This is a genomic window from Sphingomonas sp. M1-B02 (assembly GCF_026167525.1).
Lineage (GTDB): Bacteria > Pseudomonadota > Alphaproteobacteria > Sphingomonadales > Sphingomonadaceae > Sphingomonas.
On sequence record NZ_CP110679.1, the window covers coordinates 1,263,655 to 1,287,241 of the forward strand.

General features: G+C 66.5%; 26 protein-coding genes and 1 pseudogene. 8 read left to right on the forward strand and 19 right to left on the reverse strand.

Annotation, left to right across the window (positions count from 1 at the left end):
• Window positions 1–11: 11 nt before the first annotated feature.
• From murG to OKW87_RS06085, 13 genes are all read right to left on the reverse strand, one after another.
• Window positions 12–1,175 carry an undecaprenyldiphospho-muramoylpentapeptide beta-N-acetylglucosaminyltransferase gene (murG, locus tag OKW87_RS06025; protein ID WP_265543082.1) on the reverse strand — a complete coding sequence of 388 codons (1,164 nt, stop codon included), beginning with the start codon at window positions 1,173–1,175 and terminating at the stop codon, window positions 12–14.
• The gene (locus tag OKW87_RS06030; protein WP_265543083.1) at window positions 1,172–2,395 is read right to left on the reverse strand and encodes an FtsW/RodA/SpoVE family cell cycle protein; all 1,224 of its coding nucleotides are present in this window, start codon (window positions 2,393–2,395) and stop codon (window positions 1,172–1,174) included. Before OKW87_RS06030 ends, murG begins: the two co-directional genes overlap by 4 nt.
• The gene (gene murD / locus OKW87_RS06035) at window positions 2,392–3,804 is read right to left on the reverse strand and encodes a UDP-N-acetylmuramoyl-L-alanine--D-glutamate ligase (protein ID WP_265543084.1); all 1,413 of its coding nucleotides are present in this window, start codon (window positions 3,802–3,804) and stop codon (window positions 2,392–2,394) included. Before murD ends, OKW87_RS06030 begins: the two co-directional genes overlap by 4 nt.
• Window positions 3,801–4,871 (reverse strand): phospho-N-acetylmuramoyl-pentapeptide-transferase, encoded by a 1,071-nt coding sequence (gene mraY, locus OKW87_RS06040; protein ID WP_265543085.1) that lies wholly within the window; start codon window positions 4,869–4,871, stop codon window positions 3,801–3,803. The genes murD and mraY overlap by 4 nt, the downstream gene beginning before the upstream one ends.
• A complete protein-coding gene (locus OKW87_RS06045) occupies window positions 4,859–6,250 on the reverse strand; it encodes a UDP-N-acetylmuramoyl-tripeptide--D-alanyl-D-alanine ligase (protein WP_265543086.1) in 1,392 nt (463 codons plus the stop codon). The genes mraY and OKW87_RS06045 overlap by 13 nt, the downstream gene beginning before the upstream one ends.
• Complete coding sequence (locus tag OKW87_RS06050; RefSeq protein ID WP_265543087.1) at window positions 6,247–7,662, reverse strand: UDP-N-acetylmuramoyl-L-alanyl-D-glutamate--2,6-diaminopimelate ligase; 1,416 nt, start codon at window positions 7,660–7,662, stop codon at window positions 6,247–6,249. The genes OKW87_RS06045 and OKW87_RS06050 overlap by 4 nt, the downstream gene beginning before the upstream one ends.
• Complete coding sequence (locus OKW87_RS06055; RefSeq protein ID WP_265543088.1) at window positions 7,659–9,356, reverse strand: peptidoglycan D,D-transpeptidase FtsI family protein; 1,698 nt, start codon at window positions 9,354–9,356, stop codon at window positions 7,659–7,661. The genes OKW87_RS06050 and OKW87_RS06055 overlap by 4 nt, the downstream gene beginning before the upstream one ends.
• Window positions 9,353–9,952 carry a hypothetical protein gene (locus OKW87_RS06060; RefSeq protein ID WP_265543090.1) on the reverse strand — a complete coding sequence of 200 codons (600 nt, stop codon included), beginning with the start codon at window positions 9,950–9,952 and terminating at the stop codon, window positions 9,353–9,355. The genes OKW87_RS06055 and OKW87_RS06060 overlap by 4 nt, the downstream gene beginning before the upstream one ends.
• The gene (gene rsmH / locus OKW87_RS06065) at window positions 9,952–10,899 is read right to left on the reverse strand and encodes a 16S rRNA (cytosine(1402)-N(4))-methyltransferase RsmH (RefSeq protein ID WP_265543091.1); all 948 of its coding nucleotides are present in this window, start codon (window positions 10,897–10,899) and stop codon (window positions 9,952–9,954) included. Before rsmH ends, OKW87_RS06060 begins: the two co-directional genes overlap by 1 nt.
• Window positions 10,896–11,381 (reverse strand): division/cell wall cluster transcriptional repressor MraZ, encoded by a 486-nt coding sequence (locus OKW87_RS06070; protein ID WP_265543093.1) that lies wholly within the window; start codon window positions 11,379–11,381, stop codon window positions 10,896–10,898. The genes rsmH and OKW87_RS06070 overlap by 4 nt, the downstream gene beginning before the upstream one ends.
• A 341-nt stretch (window positions 11,382–11,722) precedes the next feature.
• Window positions 11,723–12,079: a hypothetical protein gene (locus OKW87_RS06075; RefSeq protein WP_265543094.1), complete on the reverse strand. Its 357-nt coding sequence runs from the start codon at window positions 12,077–12,079 to the stop codon at window positions 11,723–11,725.
• Window positions 12,079–13,071 carry a cysteine synthase A gene (locus OKW87_RS06080; RefSeq protein WP_265543095.1) on the reverse strand — a complete coding sequence of 331 codons (993 nt, stop codon included), beginning with the start codon at window positions 13,069–13,071 and terminating at the stop codon, window positions 12,079–12,081. The genes OKW87_RS06075 and OKW87_RS06080 overlap by 1 nt, the downstream gene beginning before the upstream one ends.
• Window positions 13,072–13,473: 402 nt before the next feature.
• Window positions 13,474–13,803 (reverse strand): DUF962 domain-containing protein, encoded by a 330-nt coding sequence (locus OKW87_RS06085; protein ID WP_265543096.1) that lies wholly within the window; start codon window positions 13,801–13,803, stop codon window positions 13,474–13,476.
• A gap of 69 nt (window positions 13,804–13,872) precedes the next feature.
• On the opposite strand from OKW87_RS06085, the gene OKW87_RS06090 reads away from it, so the two are divergent.
• The 7 genes from OKW87_RS06090 (at window position 13,873) to aat (ending at window position 18,538) form a co-directional block, all read left to right on the forward strand.
• Window positions 13,873–14,130 carry a type II toxin-antitoxin system VapB family antitoxin gene (locus tag OKW87_RS06090; RefSeq protein WP_265543098.1) on the forward strand — a complete coding sequence of 86 codons (258 nt, stop codon included), beginning with the start codon at window positions 13,873–13,875 and terminating at the stop codon, window positions 14,128–14,130.
• Window positions 14,127–14,516 carry a type II toxin-antitoxin system VapC family toxin gene (locus OKW87_RS06095; protein WP_265543100.1) on the forward strand — a complete coding sequence of 130 codons (390 nt, stop codon included), beginning with the start codon at window positions 14,127–14,129 and terminating at the stop codon, window positions 14,514–14,516. Before OKW87_RS06090 ends, OKW87_RS06095 begins: the two co-directional genes overlap by 4 nt.
• Window positions 14,513–15,007, forward strand: coding sequence for a DNA-deoxyinosine glycosylase (locus OKW87_RS06100; protein ID WP_265543102.1), 495 nt, complete (start codon window positions 14,513–14,515; stop codon window positions 15,005–15,007). Before OKW87_RS06095 ends, OKW87_RS06100 begins: the two co-directional genes overlap by 4 nt.
• Window positions 15,008–15,123: 116 nt before the next feature.
• Window positions 15,124–16,455 carry a DNA polymerase Y family protein gene (locus OKW87_RS06105; protein ID WP_265543103.1) on the forward strand — a complete coding sequence of 444 codons (1,332 nt, stop codon included), beginning with the start codon at window positions 15,124–15,126 and terminating at the stop codon, window positions 16,453–16,455.
• A gap of 192 nt (window positions 16,456–16,647) precedes the next feature.
• Window positions 16,648–16,953, forward strand: coding sequence for a hypothetical protein (locus tag OKW87_RS06110; RefSeq protein ID WP_322740336.1), 306 nt, complete (start codon window positions 16,648–16,650; stop codon window positions 16,951–16,953).
• Between the two features lie 93 nt (window positions 16,954–17,046).
• Window positions 17,047–17,778 (forward strand): ParA family protein, encoded by a 732-nt coding sequence (locus OKW87_RS06115; protein WP_265543107.1) that lies wholly within the window; start codon window positions 17,047–17,049, stop codon window positions 17,776–17,778.
• A 7-nt stretch (window positions 17,779–17,785) separates the two neighbouring features.
• Entirely contained in the window at window positions 17,786–18,538 is a 753-nt protein-coding gene (gene aat / locus OKW87_RS06120; protein WP_265543109.1) for a leucyl/phenylalanyl-tRNA--protein transferase, read from the forward strand.
• 35 nt (window positions 18,539–18,573) lie between these two features.
• Here the strand turns inward: aat and OKW87_RS17460 are convergent.
• From OKW87_RS17460 to OKW87_RS06150, 6 genes and pseudogenes are all read right to left on the reverse strand, one after another.
• Window positions 18,574–19,005: pseudogene (locus OKW87_RS17460) on the reverse strand (DUF2155 domain-containing protein); the annotation flags it as partial.
• On the reverse strand, window positions 19,002–19,394 hold the full coding sequence (locus tag OKW87_RS06130) for an NADH:ubiquinone oxidoreductase subunit NDUFA12 (RefSeq protein WP_265543110.1): 393 nt from the start codon (window positions 19,392–19,394) through the stop codon (window positions 19,002–19,004). The pseudogene OKW87_RS17460 and the gene OKW87_RS06130, both read right to left, overlap by 4 nt.
• Window positions 19,395–19,443: 49 nt before the next feature.
• Complete coding sequence (locus tag OKW87_RS06135) at window positions 19,444–19,926, reverse strand: DUF192 domain-containing protein (protein WP_265543112.1); 483 nt, start codon at window positions 19,924–19,926, stop codon at window positions 19,444–19,446.
• Between the two features lie 2 nt (window positions 19,927–19,928).
• Complete coding sequence (locus OKW87_RS06140; protein WP_265543114.1) at window positions 19,929–20,432, reverse strand: DUF192 domain-containing protein; 504 nt, start codon at window positions 20,430–20,432, stop codon at window positions 19,929–19,931.
• Between the two features lie 4 nt (window positions 20,433–20,436).
• Entirely contained in the window at window positions 20,437–21,021 is a 585-nt protein-coding gene (locus OKW87_RS06145) for a cold-shock protein (protein WP_265543117.1), read from the reverse strand.
• 65 nt (window positions 21,022–21,086) lie between these two features.
• Entirely contained in the window at window positions 21,087–21,629 is a 543-nt protein-coding gene (locus tag OKW87_RS06150; RefSeq protein WP_265543118.1) for a regulatory protein RecX, read from the reverse strand.
• A 115-nt stretch (window positions 21,630–21,744) separates the two neighbouring features.
• Here OKW87_RS06150 and OKW87_RS06155 point away from each other — a divergent pair, with 115 nt between their 5' ends.
• On the forward strand, window positions 21,745–23,514 hold the full coding sequence (locus OKW87_RS06155; protein ID WP_265543120.1) for a fatty acyl-AMP ligase: 1,770 nt from the start codon (window positions 21,745–21,747) through the stop codon (window positions 23,512–23,514).
• Window positions 23,515–23,587 lie beyond the last annotated feature (73 nt).

The following is a 23,587-nucleotide window of genomic DNA, read 5'->3' on the forward strand; positions in this document are numbered from 1 at the left end:
CGCCAAATTCCTTATGCATAAGACGGCTTCTGGGTCTGGACGACGGCACGGCGCTTCGTGGTCGATCCGATCGGCGCCTTCGGTGCGTGGATCGATTCGACCAGGTCGGCCAGGTCGCGTGCGGCGTGCGGACGGCCGCATTCGCGCGCCCGCGCCGCCGCATTTTCCAGCCCCTGCGTGTCGAGCCCCAGTTTCTGGATCTGCTTGGCGAGTTCGGCCGCGGTGAACAGGCGCTGCGGGATCGTCCGCGCGCCACCGGCCCTGCTGATCTCGCGCGCATTGGCGGTCTGGTGATCGTCGGTGGCGCTGGGCAGCGGCACCAGGATCGCCGGACGCCCCGCCGCGGTCAGCTCGGCGATCGTCGAGGCGCCGGCGCGCGCGATAACGATATGCGCCCAGGCCAGCGCCTCGGGCAGATCGGGCAGATAGGTCGCCAGATCGGCGGGGATCGAATGCGCCGCATATTTGGCGCGCACAGCGTCGATATCCTCGATCCGCGCCTGGTGCGTCACTTGCAGCCGGCGCCGGAAATGCACCGGCAGAAGCGCGAGCCCATCGGGCACCACCTGGCTCAGGATCGACGCCCCCTGGCTCCCGCCCGTCACCAGCACGCGGAAGATGCCGTCCTCGTCGAGCACCGGATAAGGCCGGTCGCGCAGCGCCAGCACCGCCTCGCGCACCGGGTTGCCGACCAGATGCGTCTTGATCTTCCAACTGTCCTTAAGCCGTTCGACATCGGCATAGGAGGTCGCGATCGCATCCACCTTCCCCGCGACGAAGCGGTTCACCCGCCCCAGCACCGCATTCTGCTCATGGACGATCGTCGGGATGCCCGCGCGAAACGCCGCGAGCAGCGCCGGCAGCGCCGGATAGCCGCCGAAGCCGATCACTGCGGAAGGCTTCAAGCCCTTGTACAATTGCAGCGCCATCGAACGCCCGGCCATCATCTTGCCCGCCGCGCGCAGATAGCCGAGCGGCCCTCCGCCCAGCCGTCCGGCCGGCAAGACATGCGTCTCGACATCCTCGAACAGGCCGGGAAAGCGCACCCCGCGATCGTCACTCACCAAGGCGACATGATGTCCCCGGCTGGCAAGCTCCACCGCCAGCGCCGCCGCGGGCACCATATGCCCGCCGGTACCTCCTGCCGCCAAAACGTAGCTGCGCGCCTTGCTCATGTCTTGCTCCACCGCCCCGTGTAAGGAGAGCGCTTCAGATACGGGTTTCGCCGCGTGAAAGCGAGCAGCAGCCCCATCCCCACCGAAAGCGCGATCATCGAGGAGCCGCCATAGCTGATGAACGGCAGCGTCATCCCCTTGGAAGGCGCGATCCCCGTATTCACCGCCATATTGATCAGCGCCTGCACGCCGAACTGCGCCGCCAGCCCCGCCGCCGCGAGCAAGCGGAACGCATCCTCTTCGTCGAGCAGCTTCATGAACACCCGGATCACGATCGCGGCATAGAGGATAACGATGACCGCGCAGGCGAGCAGCCCGAACTCCTCGCCGATCACCGAGAAGATATAATCGGTATGCGCCTCGGGCAGCTTGAACTTCACCTGGCCGCCGCCCGGCCCGGTTCCGGTCAGCCCGCCCGCGGTCAGCGTGTCGTGGGCCATCTCGATCTGGTAGCGATCGGCCAGCGCCGCTTCCTTGGTCGGGAAGAGGAAGCTGTTGATGCGGATTCGCGCGGTGTCGTAGAATATGTAGGCCGCGATCACCCCCGCCACCGCGGTGCCCATCAGCCCGCCGATCGCCACCCCCGATATGCCCGAAAGCGTCAGCAGGATCAGCCACACCGCGGCGAACACCATCGTCTGCCCGAAATCGGGCTGCAGCATCAGCAGCACCCCGATCAGCGCGGTCATCGCTCCGGTGACGAACAAGACCGGCAGCTCGGGATCCTTGGCGCGGAACGACAGCATCCACGCCGTCGCGACGATGAACAGCGGCTTTAGAAATTCCGAAGGCTGCAGGTCGGAAACGCCGACATCGATCCAACGCCGCGCGCCGTTCACTTCCTTCCCGATCACCGGCGCCAGCACCAGCAGCAGCAGGAAGAATGCCGCCCCGATCAGCGACAGCCGCCGCGCCAGCGTGATCGGCAGCATCGAGACGAAGATGAGGATCGGCACCGAAACGCAGACCCACATCAGCTGCCGCCAGAAATAATACATGGGCGGCACGATATGCGTCGCGTCCGAATAGCGCCGCGCGGTAGCGGGCGATGCCGCCGCCACCGCCACCAGCCCGATCGCGATCAGCAGCAGCGCCAGCAGCAGCAGCACTCGATCGACTTCCCAGAACCACATGCCCGCGCGCGTCGTGCTCGCCCGGCCCAGCTGGTTGCCGACCCGGCTTCTCGCCTCGACGGGCTCCACTTCGGCGGCCTCGCTCATCCGAGCGCCTCCACTGCCGCACGGAATGCCGCCCCGCGTGCCTCATAATCCCGAAACTGGTCGAACGACGCGCAGGCCGGCGACAGCAACACCGTCTCGCCCGGTTTCGCCTGGCTAGCAGCGCTCCGCACCGCCGCCTCGAGCGTGCCCGAACGCTCGACCGGCATCTCGCCTTCGAGAATGCTCGAGAACAGGTCGCCCGCTTCGCCGATCGTATACGCTTTCACGACATTGCCGAAGCCCGGCCGGCACGCATCGAGCTCGTCGGTCTTGGCGACCCCGCCCAAAATCCAGTGAATCCGCTCGAACGCCGCCAGCGCCGGCGCGGCCGAGGTCGGGTTGGTCGCCTTGCTGTCGTTGACGAACAAAACGCCGTTCCGTTTGGCCACCCGCTCCATCCGGTGCGCGAGCCCCGGAAAGCTCGCCAGCCCGCGATCGATCGCGTCCCTGCCGATCCCGAGCGCCTCGCACGCCGCGATCGCCGCCAGCGCGTTCTGGGCATTGTGCGGCCCCTGCAGCGCCGGCCAGCGCGACTGGTCCATGCAGACGCCGGGCGCGATCTTGGTCAGATCCTGCGATCGTCCCCCGACCGCCACCTCGCGGGCGATCGCCGCCGACGCCTCGTCACCGATCCCGACGATCGCGGCATGCCCGGGCGTCTGCATCCCGAACAGCCGCCCCTTCGACGCCGCATAGCCCGCAAACCCGTCATAACGGTCGAGATGATCCGGCGTGATGTTGAGCAGGATCGCGACATCGCAGTCCAGGCTGTGCGTGAGATCGATCTGATAGCTCGAAAGCTCGAGCACATAGACGCCCCCCGCCGGCAGCGGATCGCGCCCGAGGATCGGCAGTCCTATATTCCCCCCAGCCAGCGCCGGCAGCCCTGCGGTGCGGCAGATATGCTCGATCAGCGCGGTGGTGGTCGATTTGCCGTTGGTGCCGGTGATCCCGACCACCTTGTGCGGCGGAAGCTCCGCGCGCGCCTGCGCGAACAACTCGATGTCGCCGATGATCGGGACGCGCGCGGTGGCCGCCTGCGCCCGGATCGGGTGCCGGTTGAGCGGCACGCCGGGCGATACGACGATCCCTGCGAAGCCGGCGAGGTCGAGGTCCGCCGGATCGGCAACCACCAGATCCTCCCCGGCACGGGGAGGGGGACCAGCCGAAGGCTGGTGGAGGGGGCTCTCCTCATCGGAAGTCGCTTGTGGCGCCCCCCCTCCACCACGCTCTTCGAGCGCGGTCCCCCTCCCCGTGCCGGGGAGGAGCGAGTTCCGCGCAGCCTCGTTCGAATCCCACGCAACAACGCTGGCCCCGCCAGCCAGCAAAGCCTCCACCGTCGCCCCCCCCGACCGCGCAAGCCCGAGCACCGCGTACCGCTTTCCGTCAAAGGCCGAGCCCGTAATCACCGCAGCTTCAGCGTCGAGAGCCCCGCCAGCGCCAGCACGAACGCGATGATCCAGAAACGGATCACCACCGTCGGCTCGGACCAGCCGAGCTGCTCGAAATGATGGTGGATCGGCGCCATCTTGAAGACGCGCTTGCCGGTGCGCTTGAAGAAGAAGACCTGGATGATCACGCTCAGCGCCTCGATCACGAACAGCCCGCCGATGATCCCCAGCACCAGCTCATGCTGCGCCGCCACCGCGATCGCGCCCAGCGCGCCGCCCAGCGCCAGGCTGCCGGTATCGCCCATGAAGACCGCCGCCGGCGGCGCGTTGAACCACAGGAACGCCAGCCCGGCCCCCACGATCGCGCCGCACAGGATCGCCAGGTCGCCCGCGCCCGGAACGTGCGGGATGCCCAGATAGGTCGCGAACACCTTGTTGCCGACGACATAGGCGATCAGCATGAACGCCATGCTCGCGATCACCACCGGCATCGTCGCCAGCCCGTCGAGCCCGTCGGTCAGGTTCACCGCATTGCCGAAGGCGACGATCGTGAAGGCGGCGAAGGGGATGTAGAAATAGCCGAGATCGGGATGGATCCAGCTGAAGAAGGGCACGTAGAGCTGGGTGCCGGTCTGCGACACGATGATCCACGCCGCGGCGCCCGCGATCAGGAACTCGCCGAGCAGCCGGACCTTGCCCGATACGCCCGCGGTGCTCGCCTTGCGCACCTTGTCATAATCGTCGAGGAAACCGATCATTCCGAAGCCGAAGGTCACGAACATGCACGCCCAGACCAGCGGGTTGCGCAGGTCCATCCACAGCAAGACGGCAAGCATCAGGCTGGTCAGGATCATCAGCCCGCCCATCGTCGGCGTGCCGCGCTTGGCGAGATGGCTCTGCGGCCCGTCCGCGCGGATCGGCTGGCCCTTGCCCTGCCGCAGCCGCAGCCAGCCGATGAACTTCGGCCCGATCAGCAGCCCGAGGAACAGGGCCGTCGCCACGCTCGCGCCGGTGCGGAACGACAGATAGCGGATGAGGTTCAGGACACCCGGAAAGCCCAGTTGCTCGGCGATCAGGTAGAGCATGTTCGAAGTGTCCCAAGCGCGGCGACGACCGCGGAAAGCCGCACGCCGTTCGATCCCTTTACGAGCACGGCGTCGCCCGGCGCCAGTATCGATTCGAGGCGCGCCAAGGCAGTGTCTGCGTCGGCCACATGGACGAAATCGATCCGCCCCTCAAGCGCTTCGGCCAGCGGCGCCATGTCCTGGCCGACCAGAATGGCGTAGCCGACGCCAGCCGCCTCGATCGGCCCGGAAAGCTCGGCATGAAAGGCTTGCGAATGGTCGCCCAGCTCGCGCATCTCGCCCAGTACGACGATCTTGCGACCCGGCTCCTGCGCCAGCACGTCCAGCGTCGCGCGCATCGAAGCGGGGTTGGCATTGTAGCTTTCGTCGATCACCAACGCTTCGCCTTCGGGCAGCCGCGCCAGGAACCGCGCGCCGCGCCCGGCGAGCCCGCCCATCTCGGCCAGCGCCAGCCCCGCCATCTCCAGATCGCCGCCTACGGCATCCACCGCGGCGATGATCCCCATCGCGTTCGAGACCCAGTGCGCGCCGGGCTGTGCAATCGTGAAGCTCAGCTCGCGCACGCCGAAGCGCGCCGTGACGAAAGTCCCCCCGGTACGCGTCCGCATCGCTTCAACCGCGCGATAGTCGGCGCCGTCGCCGTTGCCGAAGGTCATGATCGCGCCCGCATAGGGCTTGGCCGCTTCGATCAACCGGTCGCGATGCGGGCTGTCGAAGGGGATGATCGCGGTACCGCCGGGCTCGATCCCCTGGAAGATTTCGCCTTTAGCGTCGGCGATCGCGGCCTCGCTCTCGAAAAAGCCCATATGCGCCGGCGCGATCGTCGTCACCATCGCGACATGCGGCCGCACCAGCCGAGTCAGCGCGGCGAGTTCGCCCGCATGGTTCATCCCCATCTCGAAGACGCCGAACCGTGCGCTGCGCGGCATCCGCGCCAGGCTCAGCGGTACGCCGGTATGGTTGTTGTAGCTCTTGACCGAACGGTGCGCGGTCCCCGGCTCGGGGCGATCGAGCGCCGCGAACAATGCCTCCTTGGTCCCGGTCTTGCCCACCGATCCGGTGACGCCGATCACCTTGGCGGCGCAGCGTCCCCGCGCGGCAATTCCCAGCGCGTCGAGCGCGGCAATCGTGTCGCTAACCAGCACATGCGGATGCGCCGCGGCTTCGGAAACCACCGCCCCCGCCGCACCTTGCGCGAACGCCTGGTCGAGGAAGCGATGCCCATCGGTCGCCTCGCCCTTGAGCGCGAGGAACAGGTCCCCGGGCCCGACTTCGCGCGAATCGAAGGTGACGCCGGAAACGTCGAACGGAGCCGAAGCGGTTCCGCCGGTCGCGAGCGCGATCTCCTCGGAGGTCCAAAGCGTCGCAGCGTCCCTCACGCCGCGCACTCCCGCGCAACGCTCACATCATCGAACGGCAGCATGCGATCGCCGACGATCTGCCCCTGCTCATGCCCCTTGCCGGCGATCAGCACGATATCCTCGGCCTCGGCCATCGCCACCGCCGCGGCAATCGCATCGCGCCGCCCGCCAATCTCGGTCGCTCCAGGCGCGCCCTTCAATATCCCGGCTCGGATCAGCGCCGGGTCCTCCCCGCGCGGATTGTCGTCGGTGACGATCACCACGTCCGCGCCCGCCGCCGCTTCCTGCCCCATCAGTTCGCGCTTGCCCGGATCGCGGTCGCCGCCGGCGCCGAACACCAGGATCAGCCGCCCGCTGGTATGCGGTTTCAGCGCCGCAATCGCCGCATCGAGGGCATCGGGGGTATGCGCATAATCGACATAGACGGGCGCCCCGGTCCGCGTGATCACCGCGCGCTCCAGCCGCCCGCGCACCGGCTGCAGCCGGGCCAGGTTCGCGATCGTGGCAGGCACCTCGCCGCCCGTCGCGATCACCAGCCCCGCCGCGGTCAGCGCGTTCGCGGCCTGGTAGGCGCCGATCAGCGGCAGCATCACCTGGAAGGTTCGGCCCTCGGCCGCGATCGTCAGCCCCTGCCCGAGCAGGGTCGGATCGCGCGCGACGAGGCGCAGCGTATCGCCATGCTCGCCCACCGTCACCAACCGGTTGCCCCGCGAGCGCGCCAGATCCTCGACCCGCATCGCATTGGGGTCGTCGGCCCACACCACCGCCGCGCCGTCCATGTCGAGCACGTCGGCGAACAGCCGCAGCTTGGCATGGAAATAGGTCGCCATGTCGCCATGATAATCGAGATGGTCGCGGCTGAGATTGGTGAAGGCGGCCGCGCGGACCGGCAGCCCCTCGGTGCGATATTGCGAGAGGCCATGCGACGACGCTTCGAACGCAACATGCGTCACCCCCTCGCGCGCCAGCCCCGCTACATTCGCCAGGAAGGTCACCGCGTCGGGCGTGGTCAGCCCGGTGCTCACCGTATCGTCGGCAGTCGTCACCCCCAGCGTGCCGATCGACGCGGCGTGATGCCCCGCCATCCGCCACAGCTGCCGCGTCATCTCGACGGTGGAGGTCTTGCCGTTTGTGCCCGTCACCGCCACCGCAGTGGCGGGAAAAGGCGCGAAATATTGTGCCGCCAACCGGGCGAAACACTCGCGTGGATTGTCGTGCGCGATATGCACCGCACCCTCGACCAACGCCTCGGGCCGCGCGACCACGGCGATCGCGCCGGCCTGCACCGCGGCGGGGATATAGTCCTCGCCATTGACCTGCAGCCCCTGGAACGCGCCGAACACCGTTCCCGGCGCCACCTTGCGATTGTCGATCGCGAACCCGGTGACGATGGCGGTCTCGTCACCGCCCGTCAGCGCGCCCAGCTTCATCGATCGGAGGCCACGACGCCGTGCGGGCCGGTCCAGATAAGGCGCTTCAGTTCGGAAAGGTCGACGTCGCGCGATGAGTCGGGGATCACCCCGAGCAGCGGACCGGTGCGCATCACGACGCGACTGACCACCGGCGCGGCGGTCCAGCCTGCGGTCCGCTGGCCAGCGGACTGGGCGTTGCCAATGGGCGAATCGAGCATAGCGATCACCACATAGCGCGGTGCGTCCATCGGGAAAGCCGCCGCGAAGGTCGAGACGTTCATGTTCGCCGAATATCCGCCCTTGCCTGGGCGCTCGGCGGTGCCGGTCTTGCCGCCCACGCGAAAGCCCGGCGCGTCGGCCTTCTTGCCGGTGCCGTCGGTGACGATCAGGCGCAGCAACTGGCGCATCCGCGCGCTGGTCGATTCGCTGAAGACGCGCGTGCCGGTCGGTGTCTTGTCCACCTTCAGCATCGTCGCCGGGCGGTGGATGCCGCCGTTGATCATCGCCGCATAGGCGGTCGCCAGCTGGAGCGGCGTGATTGCGATGCCATGGCCATAAGCGGTCGTCATCGTCGTCAACCGGCCCCAATGGCTCGGCCACAAGGTACCCGCTTTCTCGATCTCGACCTCGGGCGCCGCGTCGAAGCCCAGGCGGCGGAACAGGGCCTCCATAGGCGCCTGACCCATCAGGTCCGCGATCCGCGCAGTCGCGATGTTCGACGAATAGATAAGCGTCTCGGGAATATTTAGGAACCGGCGCTGGGGATGATCGTCGCTGATCGAGAAGCGCCCGATCCGGATCGGCGCCGTGGCGTCGAAACGCCGCGCCATCGACGTGACCGTGCCGCTGTCGATCGCCGCCGCCATTGCCAGCGGCTTGAAGGTCGAGCCCAGCTCGTAGCGCGCCTGCGTCACATTGTTGCGCGGCACTTCGCCCTGGATCGCGTTCGGGTTGAAGCTGGGAAGCGACACCATCGCCATCACTTCGCCGGTGCGCACGTCCAGGATCACCCCGGCAGCCCCCGCCGCTTGAAACGACGCCATTGCCGAGCCCAGCTCATTTTCGAGCGCCGCCTGCACGCGCAGGTCGAGCGACAGCGGCACCGGCTGTCCGCGCCGCGCCGGATCGGTCAGCTGCGCGTCGAGCACCCGCTCCATGCCATATTTGCCGTGGCCGGTGACGTCGAGGAAGCCGAGCACATGCGCCGCCAGCGCCGACTGCGGATAGAGCCGATCGGGCTCGCGCTGGAATTCGATCGCCGGCTCGCCCAGCGCATTCACTGCATTGACCAGCTCGGGCATCGCCCGGCGCTTCAGATAGCCGAAATTGCCTCCCGAGTTAAGCATCGCATAATAATGGCCTGCGCTCTGTTCGGGGATGAGGGCGGCGAGCTTCTGCGCCAGCGCAGTCTTGTCGCCGATCACCTGGTTGGGGTGCACCGCGATCGCCCAGGCGTCGATCGATCGCGCGAGCGGCGCGCCGTGCCGATCGACGATGTCGCCGCGTGGCGGCAGCAGCACGGCGTTCAGGTTGCGCGCCGTCGCCGGCTCGGCCCACAGCGCGAGCAGCGCCAGCTTGCCGACCAGCACCAGCGTGCCGAATCCGAACAACAGGCTCAGGATCATCAGCCGCACCTGCGCAACGGCGACGAGCGCCTGCCGGGCGCCGCCCGAACGGCGCGATCGCGCCGGCGGGGCCACCACCAGGATCAACGGAGTGCCAGCTGCTCGCGCTTCGCCAATTTTTGCAGGTCGCTCATCGTTGAGGCGCTCAGCACGCCATCGCCGACCATCGCCACCGCGCGCTTGTCGGCCCGCTTCATCAGCTTGCGCAATTCCTTGTCCTGCCGGGCGGCGACCGCCGCGCCCGGGTCGCGCGAGGCAGTCTGCACGGCAGGCTTGGCCGGAGCCGCCTCAACCGCAGCCGTCTGGACCGCAGGAGCCGGAGCGACCGGCGCGGCAACGGGAACCCCTGCCGGCACCACCAGCGACGCCATCTGGATCTCGGCGTCGGCGCCGGGCGCGCCGAGGCTCGCCAGCGCCAGCTCGTTCGCCAGATATTGCTGCGGCGACGGTGCGGCGAGCGCCAGCACTTCGCCATTCCAACGCTCGAGCTGGGCCATGTTGGCGCGCGTGTTGAATTCGGTCTCCAGCGCGCGGATATCGCGCTGCGCCTGGACGATCGCCGCCTTCGTCGCGTTCAGCTTCGCCTGTTCGGCGGCGCCGTTCGAGTTCACCAGATAACAGGCCGGCGCGACCACGACGCCGCACAGGAACCAGCCCAGCCCCTTGAATCCTTGCACTGCCATCAGTTCACTCCCTCACTCGACCAGGCAGAAGCGGCGGTGCGCCGCGCCACCCGAAGCGTCGCTGAACGTGCGCGCGGGTTACGGTTGATCTCCGCTTCGCCAGGCTTCACGGCCTTGGCGGGCGGTTCGAAACTAGGTTCAGCCCGGGGGCCGATAGTAGGGCGGTGCCGCGAGCCGGCCGGCTCGCTGCCGCTGCGCTCGCGGAAGAAGCGCTTCACAATGCGGTCCTCGAGACTGTGGAACGTAACCACCGCCAGCCTTCCGCCAGGCTTAAGGACGCGCTCAGCCGCTGCCAGCCCTTCCGACAGCTCGTCGAGCTCCCGGTTGAGATGGATTCGGATCGCCTGGAAGGTCCGAGTCGCCGGGTCCTTCTTCTCGTGCGCCTTATGATTTAACGCTTTCCTAACCACGTTCGCGAGTTCGGTCGTCCGCTTAAGGGGTCGTGCGGAGACGATCGCCCGCGCCACCCGCCGCGAACGCGGTTCTTCGCCATATTGGAAGAGTATATCGGCGATCTCTTCCTCCTCGGCGCTGTTCAGCCATTCCTCGGCGGTAACCCCCGACTGGCTCATCCGCATGTCGAGCGGACCGTCCTGCTGGAACGAAAAGCCGCGGTCGGCCTGGTCGAGCTGCATCGACGACACGCCGATATCCATCGTGACGCCGTCGACCGGGACCAGGTCGCGCTGCGCCAGCTCGCTTTCCATCGCGCTGAACGGCGCTTCGATCAGGATCAGCCGTCCGTCGGACGCGGCGACGAGGGTTCGGCCGCTTTCGATCGCGAACGAGTCGCGATCGAAAGCGGCCACCTCGGCACCCCGCGCGAGGATGGCGCTGGTATATCCGCCCGCACCGAAGGTCGCGTCGACATGGCGCTCGCCGGGCAGAATCGCGAGCCCATCGATCACTTCGTCGAGCAAGACGGGGATATGCGGGGCGTCGCTCACAGCTTCACCCCCTTCGAATGGCAGAGAAATTCGCAGATTTCGCGCAGGCCCGGATCGGCGCGATCGTCCTTCAGCAGCACTTCGGGCGCCCAGATGTCGAACGTCTCGCCATTGCCGTTGAAGAAGGCCCATTTCTGGATGCCCGCCTTCATCTTGAAGAAAGGCGGAATCACGAAGCGCCCCGAATCGTCAAACGGCGCCTTCTCGACCTGGCCGAAGGCGCGGCGCTTGGCGCTGCGATCGGCCTCGTCGCCGCGATCGACCGCGATCTGCTCGCGGCGATCGATCCGCTCATATTTTTCCTTGGACCAACTGAGATCATGCGCGGAGAGGCAGCCATCCTCGGCGCGGTATCCCACGACGATCTGGCGGATGTCCGAATTGCGCTCGGCGGCGGCGCGGAGGTCGGCGGGAATGGCGACGCGACCCTTCAGGTCCACCGCCTGGAGCGCAAATCCCTCGAAGAGCTCCCTGTCCGCCAATTGCCCCAATCCCCTTTGGGCACATCTTCCCCGTCTCCGGAATCGCGGTTTCCCTGCCGCAAAAACCGGCCTTGAATCGACGGTGGAAGGGTGAGTGCCCCCTTAAGGATCGCGTTTAATCATAGATGCCGTGGGGACACAACGGGTGAAATGGGGATTTCACGGGAAAAACCCCCACTTTCACTACTTGCTCGGCGATGTTTTGCATATGCTTATGCTTTGTTCTCGCTCTGTTTCGACGCGCGCAGGCTGAAGCGCACATCCCGACGAAGATGTTCGAAATAGATGCAGGCGCGGACGAATGGCCGCGCGGAGCGAAGCGTTGCGCCCGAGGAGGGGCCTTAGCGCGGCGTCGCGCTTCCCGAACCCTCGTCGACGGGGGTATTCGTCGACGAGGTGCTGGGTGCCACCCCAAGCGCCGCGAGCGGTTCGTCCTTCGCTTTGGCGCGGACGGCATCTTCCTCGGTCATGTTGGCGACGACGGTGGCGTTGGAGGCGCCGATCGCAGTGACGGGCGCGTCGCGATTGGCCGACGAAAAGATCAGGCTCGCGAGCCCGATGAGCACCAGTACCATCGCCAGCCCCGTCATGCCGACGCGAACTCGCTGGATGGCCTGGGCAGAGTCCTGATGCGATCCCGACTTCATACCTGTGATATAAATGTAACGGCGAAATCGCGCCTTGTCGAGCCGAGCCATCAGCCCGCCTCGCTTGGCTCCGGAACCGACAGGCCCTTGGCGCGCAACCAATCGGCATTGTAGAGCGTCGAGAGGTAGCGAAATCCAGTGTCGCACAGGATCGTGACGATCCGCTTGCCCGGCCCCAATTGCTGCGCGAGCCGAACCGCGCCGGCGACATTGATCCCCGACGACAGCCCCAGGCACAACCCCTCTTCGGAGAGCAACCGCCGGACCCATTCCAGCCCTTCCTCGTCGGAAATGCGGAACTGGGTGTCCACCGGCGCGCCTTCGAGATTGCCGGTGATCCGCCCCTGCCCGATCCCTTCGGCGACCGACGACCCTTCGCTCTTGAGCTCGCCATGCGCATAATAATCATAGAGCGCGGCGCCATAGGGATCGCTCAGCGCAATGCAGACATTCTCGTCCTTGGCCTTGAGCCCCAGCCCGACGCCCGCCAGCGTTCCGCCGGTGCCCACCGCGCAGGTGAAGCCGTCGATCCGCCCGTCCATCTGGCTCCATATCTCCTCGGCGGTGCCAACGATATGCGCGCGGCGATTGGCGATATTGTCGAACTGGTTCGCCCAGATCGCGTTCGGCGTCTCCTCGGCGATCCGCCGCGAGGTGTGCACGAAATGGCCGGGGTTCGAATAGGGTGCCGCCGGCACCAGGATCAGCTCGGCGCCCAGCGCGCGCAGCGTGTCCATCTTCTCGCGGCTCTGGGTCTCGGGCATGACGATGATCGTCTTGTAACCCTTGGCATTGGCGACCAGCGCCATGCCGATGCCCGTGTTGCCCGCGGTCCCCTCGACGATCGTGCCACCGGGCGCGATCAGCCCACGCTCCTCGGCGTCGAGCAGGATGAACAAGGCCGCCCGGTCCTTCACCGACGCCCCCGGATTGGCAAATTCGCACTTGCCGTAAATATCGCAGCCGGTCGCCTCGCTCGGCCCCTTCAGGCGCACCAGCGGGGTGTTGCCGATCAGGCCCAGCGTATCGGATGTCACATGCATCGCCCTAGATAGGGGTGCCCGCCCGCGCATCGCAAGCAAGCGATGCTGTCAGGCTTGGGAGCCGCGCTTGTAGAGACCCTCTCTACGAGCGCGCCCAGCTTGCGCGGCACTTTCATTGCTGATCCAAAGCACCCGACGGCAATCGTGCCGTCGTCGGAGCAAAGGAGACGTATGAATGTAGCAGAGCTGTGCGCGATCCTTGTTGCGATGTGCGCCTTCGCGGCCTTGATTCTCAAGGTCGTGGAAGTGTCTCGCAAGAAGTAGCGTACCGGGCGGGGGGTGCGCTACAACGCATCCCCCAAACGATTTGAGCCCCGGCTGCTACAACAGCCGGGGCTCGTGTCAGAGCATTGGAAACCAATGAACGTAGCACCCGCTACTTAAGCGACTCGCGTGAATATTTCAAGCCGCGACCCCTGCCTGCTTGAGGTGCGGCCCCAGCCGCCCACTCAGCCACAGGAAGAACATCCGATAGTCCGAAACGAGCGACCAGAGCGGATAGGTGAAGGTCGCCGGCCGGTTCTTCTCCACGCCGAAATGCGCGCCCCAGGCGAAGCCATATCCCGCCAGCGGCACCAGCAGCCACCACGAGCCCCCCGAACGCAGCGCGACGATCAGGAACAGGAAGGTCAGCGCCGTCCCGATATAATGCAGCCGCCGCGTCTCGGGCTTGGCATGCTCGCGCAGATAATGTGGCCAGAAGTCGCGATAGCGGGTGATCGTGCGCGCCATGGCCCCGATGCTACGCTTCTTTCGCCCCTGCGCAAGCCATGGTAGAAGGCATCGAGGCGGAGGTAGACGATGGGTGCGCAGCTCAACATCAAGGATGCCGAGACCGTCCGTCTCGCGCATGCGCTTGCCGAGGCAACCCGTCAGCCGGTCACCAAGGCGATCCGTCGGGCACTCGAACGCGAACTACGCGCAACCGAGGCCGAGCGCGCCGAACGTATGGAGCAACTGCGAGAGATTGTGCGAGACGCACGCTCGCTCTGGAAGCCGGAATATCTGAACGCCGATCTGGATGACCTCATATATGATGAGCGCGGTCTCCCCAGATGATCCTCGATAGCTCGGTCCTGGTCGCCATTCTCCAGGAAGAGCCCGAAGCCGCGACCTTGATAGAAGCGCTCGCCGATCATTGGGGAGCCATAAGGCTGTCTGCTGCAAACTATTTGGAGGCCACGATCGTGATCGATCGCAACGGCAGCGCCGAATTGAGCGCCCGGTTCGATGCGTTGATCAAGGCATTCGCAGTCGAGATTGTGCCTGTGACCAAAGAGCAGGCCGAAATCGGGCGCCAAGCTTATTGCGCCTATGGCAAGGGCAACCACCCCGCCCGCCTCAACTTCGGCGACTGTTTCGCCTATGCCCTCGCCAAGGCCACCAACGAACCCTTGCTCTTCAAGGGCGGCGATTTCGCGCAGACCGATATCGCCGCCGCGTGACCCGCAAGCACAGCTTTCCCCCCGTCGTCGATCCGGACGTCCGCCTGCTCGTCTTGGGCTCGCTCCCCGGCGAGGCCTCGCTCGCGGCGCATCGCTATTATGCCCATCCACAGAACCAATTCTGGCACCTGCTCTCCCCCGCCGCCGGCCGCGATCTCGCCGCCCTCCCCTACGAAGCCCGGCTGACCGCATTGCTCGAAGCGCATATCGGGCTGTGGGACGTGATCGCCAGCGCCGCCCGCGCCGGCAGCACCGATGCGGCGATCCGCGATGCGGAGGGTCATGACGTGGCAGGGCTCGCCGCAAGCCTGCCGGACTTGCGCGCGATCGCCTTCAACGGCGCCACCGCGCACAAGCAGGGCGTCAAGCAGCTGGGATCGGCCGCGCACCGCTACGCGATCATCGCCCTTCCCTCGAGCAGCCCGCTCCACACCGTCGGCCTCGCCGCCAAGCTTGCCGCTTGGCGGGCGCTCGCCACCTACTCGGCCTAAACTTTCCTACAGCGCCTTGTTCTGGTAATGTTCCAGTCATGAGTCGTTCGCTGCCTATCGCTCCCCACGTGCGCTTTGCGACGCACGCAACGAACGAACCCGAACGCGCAATTCTATTGCCGAAAACACAGGAAAAGTGGGAAGCTAAGCCCGCGAACCTGCTCGCTTTCCCCCCGCGACCGCTGCGCTGGCTGTTCCTCGATCTCAATTCCTATTTCGCCAGCGTCGAGCAGCAGCTCGATCCCGCGCTGCGCGGCAAGCCGATCATCGTCGCGCCGGTCGATGCCGATACCACCGTCGCCATCGCCGCTTCGATCGAGGCAAAGCGCTACGGCATTTCCACCGGCACGCCGGTTTGGGAGGCGAAGCAAATATGCCGCGACATCATCGTCACCCCCGCCCGCCATGCACGCTATGTCGAGTTTCACGACGCGATCGTCGCCGAGATCTGGCGCCACATCCCCGTCACCCATGTCTGCAGCATCGACGAAGTCGCCTGCCGCCTGCTCGATAACGAGAATAGCAGGGAAGCCGCGGTAGCGCTGGCCAGGCGGATCAAGGCGGGCATCCGCGCGAACGTCGGCGAATGTCTCACCAGCTCGGTCGGCATCGCCCCCAATCGCCTCCTCGCCAAGCTCGCATCGGACATGCAGAAGCCCGACGGCCTGATCGTCTTCACCGAAGACCAGCTACCCCATCGCCTGTTCGACATGCCGCTGCGCGACATCGCCGGCATCGGCGCCAAGATGGAGCGCCGGCTGGCGCAGGACGGCATCCTCGATATCCGCCAATATTGCGAACGCCGCCCGCGCGACGCCGGCACGGCCTGGGGCGGCACCAACGGCGATCGGCTCTGGTATCAGCTGCACGGCGTCGATCTGCCCGAAAAGCCCAGCCAGAGCCGTAGCATCGGCCATAGCCACGTCCTCTCGCCCAACAAGCGCGCGCTCGAGCCCACCCGCGTCACCGCGCGCCGCCTCGCACTCAAATGCGCCAGCCGCTTGCGGCGCAAGGGCTATCGCAGCCGGCTGCTCGTCCTCCACGGCAAGTTCGAGGACGACAAGAGCAACTGGCGCGCCGCGATCAAGCTGCCCTGCACCGAGGATAGTTTCGTCATCCTGGCGGCGCTCGATTCGCTCTTTCCGCGCCTGGCAGAGGCCGGTCGCAAGCGCCCCGGCGGCTTCCGCCTGCGCATGGTCGGCGTCACGCTGTCCGAAATCGAGGCGGTCGAGGGCGAACAGGGCTCGCTGTTCGCCGCGCTCGATCCAGACGATCCGCTCGCCCGCGAAACGCGCACGCTGGCGCTCAGCCGGGCAATGGATCGAATCAACGAGAAGTTCGGTCGCCACGCGGTCAGCGTCGGCCCGCTGAACGGCGGGCGGGTCGATGCCGTGGGCACCAAGATCGCTTTCGGCCGCATCCCCGAAATGAATGAATTTCATGAGTGAACGGTTCATCATGGCGTAACAAGCCGATTGTTACATTGCGGCGCACAAGAATGTTATGACCCGCTAGCCGGAATCGGCTTGACGATTATTGCCCTCTGCCCGAAAGCACGCCTCGCTATGAAAAATATCCATATTGTCGCAACCGCCGCCGCGTTCCTTGCCCTGAGCGCTTGTCAAAACGCCCCCGAGGAAGTGAGCAGCACTGCTCCCGATCCGATGGCGTCGCAGCTCGCAAATGCTGCGCCCGTCGAGCTGCCGCCGGCGATCTCGTCCAGCGCTACGCTGCGTTGCGGCGACAATAGCCTGATCTATGTCGACTTCTTCCAGGGCGAAAAGCAGGTCAATCTTCGCACCCAGAAGGGCGGCGTCGCGACGATGCTCAAGGCGCCCGAGGCCGGCCAGCCTTATGTCGCCGAGGGTGGCTATTCGCTCACCGGCAACGCCGAGTCGGTCAGCGTGACCACGCCCGGCCAGTCGGCGAAGACCTGCAAGGCCTGATCGCCTTCTCCTTTCGATTTCCCCAGGGTCGGCGGGCATTCCCGCCGGCCCTTTTTCATGCCAGCCTGTCGGTTACCAAGAGGAAGGAATCGATTGGCCGCGATCGCGATCTACAGCCCGAAGGGTGGCGTCGGTAAGACGACGCTGGCGGTCAATCTCGCCTGGGCCGCCGCGACCCTGTCCAACCGCCGCACCTTGCTCTGGGATCTCGATCCGCAGGCCGCGTCGACCTTGCTTATTGGCCCCACCACCGGATCGTCGGACCAGGCGCAGGCCATCTTCACCCGCGATCTCCCGCCGGCCCGGCTGGTTCGGCGCACCCGGATCGATCGGCTCGATCTGATCGCGGCCGATACGTCGCTGCGCTCGCTCGACCGCCTCTTCCACGAACTCGACAAGAAAAAGCGGCTGGCCAAATTAGCCGGCGACCTCGGCAAAGCCTATGATCGCATCCTCATCGATTGCCCCCCGGGGCTGAGCGAGACCAGCGAACAGGTCATGCGCGCCGCCGACCTGATCGTCGTTCCCGTCAACCCCTCCCCGCTGTCGACGCGCGCGTTCGACGAAGCCGCTGCGCATCTGGGGCGCAGGGGCTACAAGACGCCGTTGATGCCGGTCCATTCGATGGTCGATCGCCGGCGCAAGCTTCACGCCGCCACGCTGGAGGCGCATCCCGACTGGCCGGTCATTCCGATGGCGAGCATCGTCGAGACCATGGCGGTGCGCCGGCTTCCGGTCGGCCAGTTCGCCGCGCGGTCGGCAAGCGCGCGCGCCTTCGCCACGCTGTGGCAGGCGATCGAGCGCCGCCTCGCCGCCCGGCGTTGAGCAGGCGATGAGCCCCCCGCTGCCGCCGCCACTGGATCTCGATCCCGATCTGGTGCTGCGCGCTTATGCGATGGGCGTGTTCCCGATGGCGGATCATCGCCGCGCCGCCAGCGTCTATTGGGTGGAGCCGAAGCTGCGCGGCATCCTGCCGCTCGATCGCTTCCGTCTCTCGCGCTCGCTGCGCAAGACGATCCTCGCCGATCGCTTCCGCGTCACCGTCGACACCGAATTCGAGCGCATCGTCAGCCTGTGCGCCGAATCCGCCAGCGACCGGCAGGATACCTGGATCAACGGCCCGATCGAGCGAGTCTTCGTCGCACTTCACCGGCGCGGCTTCGCCCATTCGGTCGAATGCTGGGACGGCGATCGGCTGGCCGGCGGCCTCTATGGGCTGGCACTGGGCCGCGCCTTCTTCGGCGAATCAATGGTCACCCGAGTCCGCGATGCTTCCAAGGTGGCCTTCGCGCATCTCGTCGCGCGGTTGAAGGCGGGGGGCTTCACGCTGCTCGATTGCCAGTTCCAGACCGAGCATCTCGCTTCGCTCGGCGCGGTCGAAGTCCCGCGCGACGATTATGTCGCGTTGCTGGGCGCCGCGCTCGGGGAAACCTCGGCCGGGCTCGCGCTCGGGGTGCCGCTGGTCGACGGAGACTTCTTCGCGCTCGACTTGCCGCCCGCCGATCCGCCCGCCGAAGGCGCAGGAACCGTTTCGGGCCCACTCTCGCGGAAGGTCATCGCGCAGCTCTTGGGCCAGACGTCGTAAATCGGGTGGCGCACGACGTTGAGCGCCGGCCGCTCCTTGTAGAGCCAGCCCGAATGGACCCGATGCCAGCGCTTGTCGAGCTGGAGCACATCGACCTGGACGAAGGCGCCGGTCAGCTGGTCGGTCTCGAACGGCGCCGTCTTGTCGCAGGCGCGCAGCCGCACGATCACGTCGCCGATCCGCACCGCGGTACCGGGCTTGAGCTTGAATTCGCGCGACTCGCCGTTGCGCTTGTTGAGGAAGCCGAGCACCGCGACTCGCTCGTTCATCGGCGTCGCGGCGGCATCGATCACCCCCCGGTCGACATTCACCGAAACCACTTCGGCGCCCCCCGAGGACGCGCTGGCGCCTGGGGTGATGACGATATCGTCGGCGCTATTGTTGACGACCTCGGGGTCGCCGTTGCACGCGCCCAGCGCCAGCAGCAGAAGCGCCGCCCCCGCCGCCTGTCCGGCGCGCAGGGTCATGCGTCGGGAGTCCAGGCCTCGTAATCGCCGGTGCCGCGCGCGCGCTGTCCGCCCGCCTCCAGCGCACCGGACGGGCGATAGGCAAGCCGCGTCCCAGTATGGTTGGGTTCGGGCGGCTTTTCCCAGATCCGCGGCGCCGGCAGCGCCTGGTCGGGCACGTCCTCGATCTGGTGATGCAGCCAACTGAACCATTCGGCCGGCACGCGGCTGGCCTCGTTGGGGCCGTTATAGATCACCCAGCGGCGGGTGATGCCGTTGGCGTCGCTGCCGCCCGCATAATAGACGTTGCCGAGCGAATCCTCGCCCATCCGCGACTTGCCGCGAAGCCCGAACGAGGTGCCGATGGTGGCACCTTCCCACCAGGTGAAGATCGACATCAAAAGACCCATGCCCGCCCCTTAGCGTGACCTTGCCGCGCCTTGCAACGCGCGAATGCGCTTACTTGCGCTGACCCGGCCAGCTCACTTTATCGCCGGGGGAAATGCCAAGCTCCGCCGATCGCCCGGCCGCGATCTCCAGAACGGCCGCGATGGGCTCTCCCGACCGGATATGATCCTCCACCAGAGGCACCGCATTTTCCGCGATCCGTGCAATCGTGCCGTCCGCCCGGATAAAAATTATGTCGATCGGAATCGGCACATTCTTCATCCAGAAGCTTGCTTCCCTAGGGGCGCCGCCCTCGGGCGGATACGGCGCGAACAGCATTCCGCCGTCGGCGGCCAGGCTGGTGCGATACATCAGCCCCTGGCGCTGTTTGGCCTCGGTCTCGGCCAGGTCGACGTTGAACCTGTGCTCGCCCGTGGCCGTATGCACCGTGACGACCACCTTCGCGGCGACCGCAGTTTCTCCCGCAACCGCGCTGCCGCCGCCCTGGCAAGCGCCAAGCGTCAGCAGACCTGCGACGATGATCCCGCGTCGCACGCTTATTTCCCCTGGCTCGGCCAGGTCACCTTATCCCCCGGCGCGATACCCAGTTCGGCTGCCCTGCCGCCCAGTATCTCCAGCACCGCGCTAACCGGCTCGCCCGATTTAACCGGCGCTTCCGAATAAGGCACGGTGTTCTCCGCGATCGCCGCGATCGAACCGTCGGGGCGTATGAAGAGAATGTCGAGCGCGGTCGGCGTATTCTTCATCCAGAAGCTCGCTTCGCGCGGTCCGCCACCCTCCGCCGGATAGGGCGTGAAGATCATGCCTCCGTCCGGCGCCAGATCGGTGCGGAACATCAGCCCCCGCTCCTGCTCGGCCGCGGTGCGCGCGACGTCGACGTTGAACAGCTTCGGCCCGGCGCTGGTCTGGACGGTAACCGCGAGCTTGCCCGCGACGGTTTCTACGCCGGCAGCATTCGCGCCGGTATCGCCATTGCATGCGCTCGACATGAGCAGCATCGTGGCAGCCAGGGCCGCCATCATCGTACGCTTCACGATCATCGTCTCAGCTGGTCCTTTCGACCTCTACCGCGAGAGGCCCCTTATCGCCTTCGACGATGCGTGCCTGCAACGGCTCGCCGGGCTCGACTTCGTCGACTCCGGCACGGCGCAACGTCTCCATATGGACGAATATATCCGCCGAGTCGGCATCGCGCACCAGGAATCCGTAGCCCTTGAGCCGATTGAACCATTTGACCGTGACTGCCTCGAAAGGTCCGGCATCGACGATCAGCCTCAGCCGATCGCCGCGCTCGCTCTGCCGCTTGGGCGGCTCGACCGCTTCGCTCAGGTCGATCGACCGTATCGCCTTGGCCTGCAGCCCGCGCTGCCGGTGTACGGCGACGCATTCGACTCGCGCGCCTTCGGGCAGGCTGCGCCTGCCATGCTCCTGAAGCACGGTGAAGTGGATCAGGATATCGCCGGCTTCGGGCCCGTCGGCTACCAGAAAGCCGAACCCGCGGGTCACGTCGAACCATTTTACCACGCCGGAATAGACCTGACCCTCCGACGCGTCATCCGCATCGAAGCCTTGCCTCTGCGACGGTGCGACGGCAAAGTCGCTGGACGCAAGCTGTGGGTCAGCACGCATAGTCGTTTCCCCCAAGGATCGATGCTAACACAGGCTTGTCCTAAAATGGAATCGCTTTGTGCGGCTCAGTCCCGATACGGGTCGAGCAGCGATTCGACCTCGTCGCCGGGCGCCATCCGGACGATCGTGCGTGACAATGTAAGACCGTGTCCGGCACGCAGCATTGCCGCGAGATGCTTCTGCTGCAGCGGTGCGTCCGCCGCCTCGCGGGCAAAGGGGCCGATCCGCTTGCGCCGCGCAAATGCCACCGCACTCGCCGCCACATCCGCCTCGACCACGGGGGCGACAGCCTCAGCATCCTCGGTCCGGATCCCGGCATGGCGCAGCGCCTCGCTAACCCGCCGCGCGCCCAACCCGCGCCGCCCCATCGCTCCTGCCTTCGATTCGGCGAACAGCCGGTCGTTGACATAGCCCAGGTCCGCCATACGCTGGGCCAGCGCCACGGTGTCCGCCGCCTTCTCATCGGCCCAGCCGCGCTCGCGAATCTTGCGGCGCAGATAATCGGACAATTTCGCCCGAGTCGTCGCATAGCGCTCTACGTAACGCAGCGCGAACCGGTCGAGATCGGCTGCCGTGAGCGGGGGGAGGATGCGGGATGGACGGGGCATGCGCCATGATTGTGCCACAGTAGCAACCGATTTTGAACGACAGTGCGTAGCAGAGCGGACGGCATATTTTTGCACGGACGACGCCTGGGGCTGCGGCGCGCAGGGCAGAGAAAGAATGGAATTGGACGTTTCGGTATCGCTCGAAAGCAAGGCGGAAGCGGCAAAGCTCGCCCCCACGCCGACCGAGGACCGCCTGCCGCGTCGTCTCGCCGACTTCGCCACGCTTGGCGAAGCGCTGGATTATGCCGCCAAGGGCGCGCGCGGCCTGAATTTCCACGATGCCCGCGGCAATCTGGTGCGTCCCTATCGCTTCGCCGAGCTTAGGGCAGACGCGCTGGCGCAGGCCGATCGTCTGATCGCCGCCGGCGTAAAGCCGCTCGATCGCATCGCGTTGATCGCGGAGACCGGACCGGAGTTCGCATCGCTGTTCTTCGGCGTCGTCTATGCGGGCGCCTGGCCGGTGCCGCTGCCGCTGCCCACCTCGTTCGGCGGCGCGCAATCCTATATCGATCAGCTCCGCGTCCAGCTCGACAGCTGCGATCCGACGATGCTGATCTATCCGCCGGAGATCGGGGCGATGTGCGCGGAAGCTGCGCGCGTCTCGAACGTCGAGGGGATCGACTGGTCCGAATTCGTCACGCGCGATGCCCTTGGGGCAGTCCTCCCCCAGGCCGCGACCGACGACATCGCCTATCTGCAATATTCCAGCGGCTCGACTCGCTTCCCGCACGGTGTCGCCATAACCCATGGCGCACTGCTCTCGAATCTCGCCGCGCACTCGATCGGGATGCAGGTCGAGGAGGGCGATCGCTGCGTGTCCTGGCTGCCCTGGTATCATGACATGGGGCTGGTCGGCTGCCTGCTCTCGCCGATCGCAAACCAGGTCTCGACCGATTATCTCAAGACCGAGGATTTCGCCCGCCGCCCGCTCGCCTGGCTCGATCTGATCAGCCGCAACCCCGGCACCACGCTCAGCTACTCGCCGACCTTCGGCTACGATATCTGCGCGCGCCGCATGTCGAGCCAGACCAAGGCGAGCGACCGCTTCGATCTCTCGCGCTGGCGGGTCGCCGGAAACGGCGCCGACATGATCCGCCCCGACGTGATGCAGTCCTTCGTCGACGCCTTCGCCGATGCCGGGTTCAAGGCGTCGGCCTTCCTGCCGAGCTACGGTCTCGCCGAGGCAACCCTCGCCGTGTCGATCATGCCCCCGGGCGAAGGCATCGTCGTCGAGCTCGTCGAGGAAACCCAGCTTTCGGGCGGCGCCTCGCGCGCCGATCGCCCGCAGCGTTTCCGCGCCATCGTCAATTGCGGCAAGCCCGCGCGCGACATGGTGATCGAAGTCCGCGAGGAAGACGGCACCCCGCTTCCCGAGCGCGCGATCGGCAAGGTCTGGTGCAAGGGCCCGTCGGTGATGGTGGGCTATTTCCGCGATCAGGAATCGACCGACGCCTGCCTGGTCGACGGCTGGCTCGATACCGGCGATATGGGCTATCTGTCGGATGGCTACATCTACATCGTCGGCCGCGCCAAGGACATGATCATCATCAACGGCCGCAACCATTGGCCGCAGGATATCGAATGGGCGGTCGAGCAGCTGCCCGGCTTCAAGCAGGGCGACATCGCCGCCTTCGCGATCACCACCCCCGGCGGCGAAGAGACCCCCGCCGTTCTAGTCCAGTGTCGTACGTCCGACGAGGCGGAGCGCGTGCGCCTGCGGGATGAGATCCGCGAGCGGGTCCGCTCGGTCACTGGGATGAACTGCGTGATAGAACTGGTCCCCCCCCGGACCCTGCCGCGCACCAGCTCGGGCAAGCTCAGCCGCGCCAAGGCCCGCAACCTGTATCTCAACGGCGACATCAAGCCCTACGACCTGGCAGCCTGAACCCCGCGGATCGGCGTAGGACGTGAGAATTTTCGGTCATATTCCCCCGGGCCTAACCTCTCGCTAACCTCCG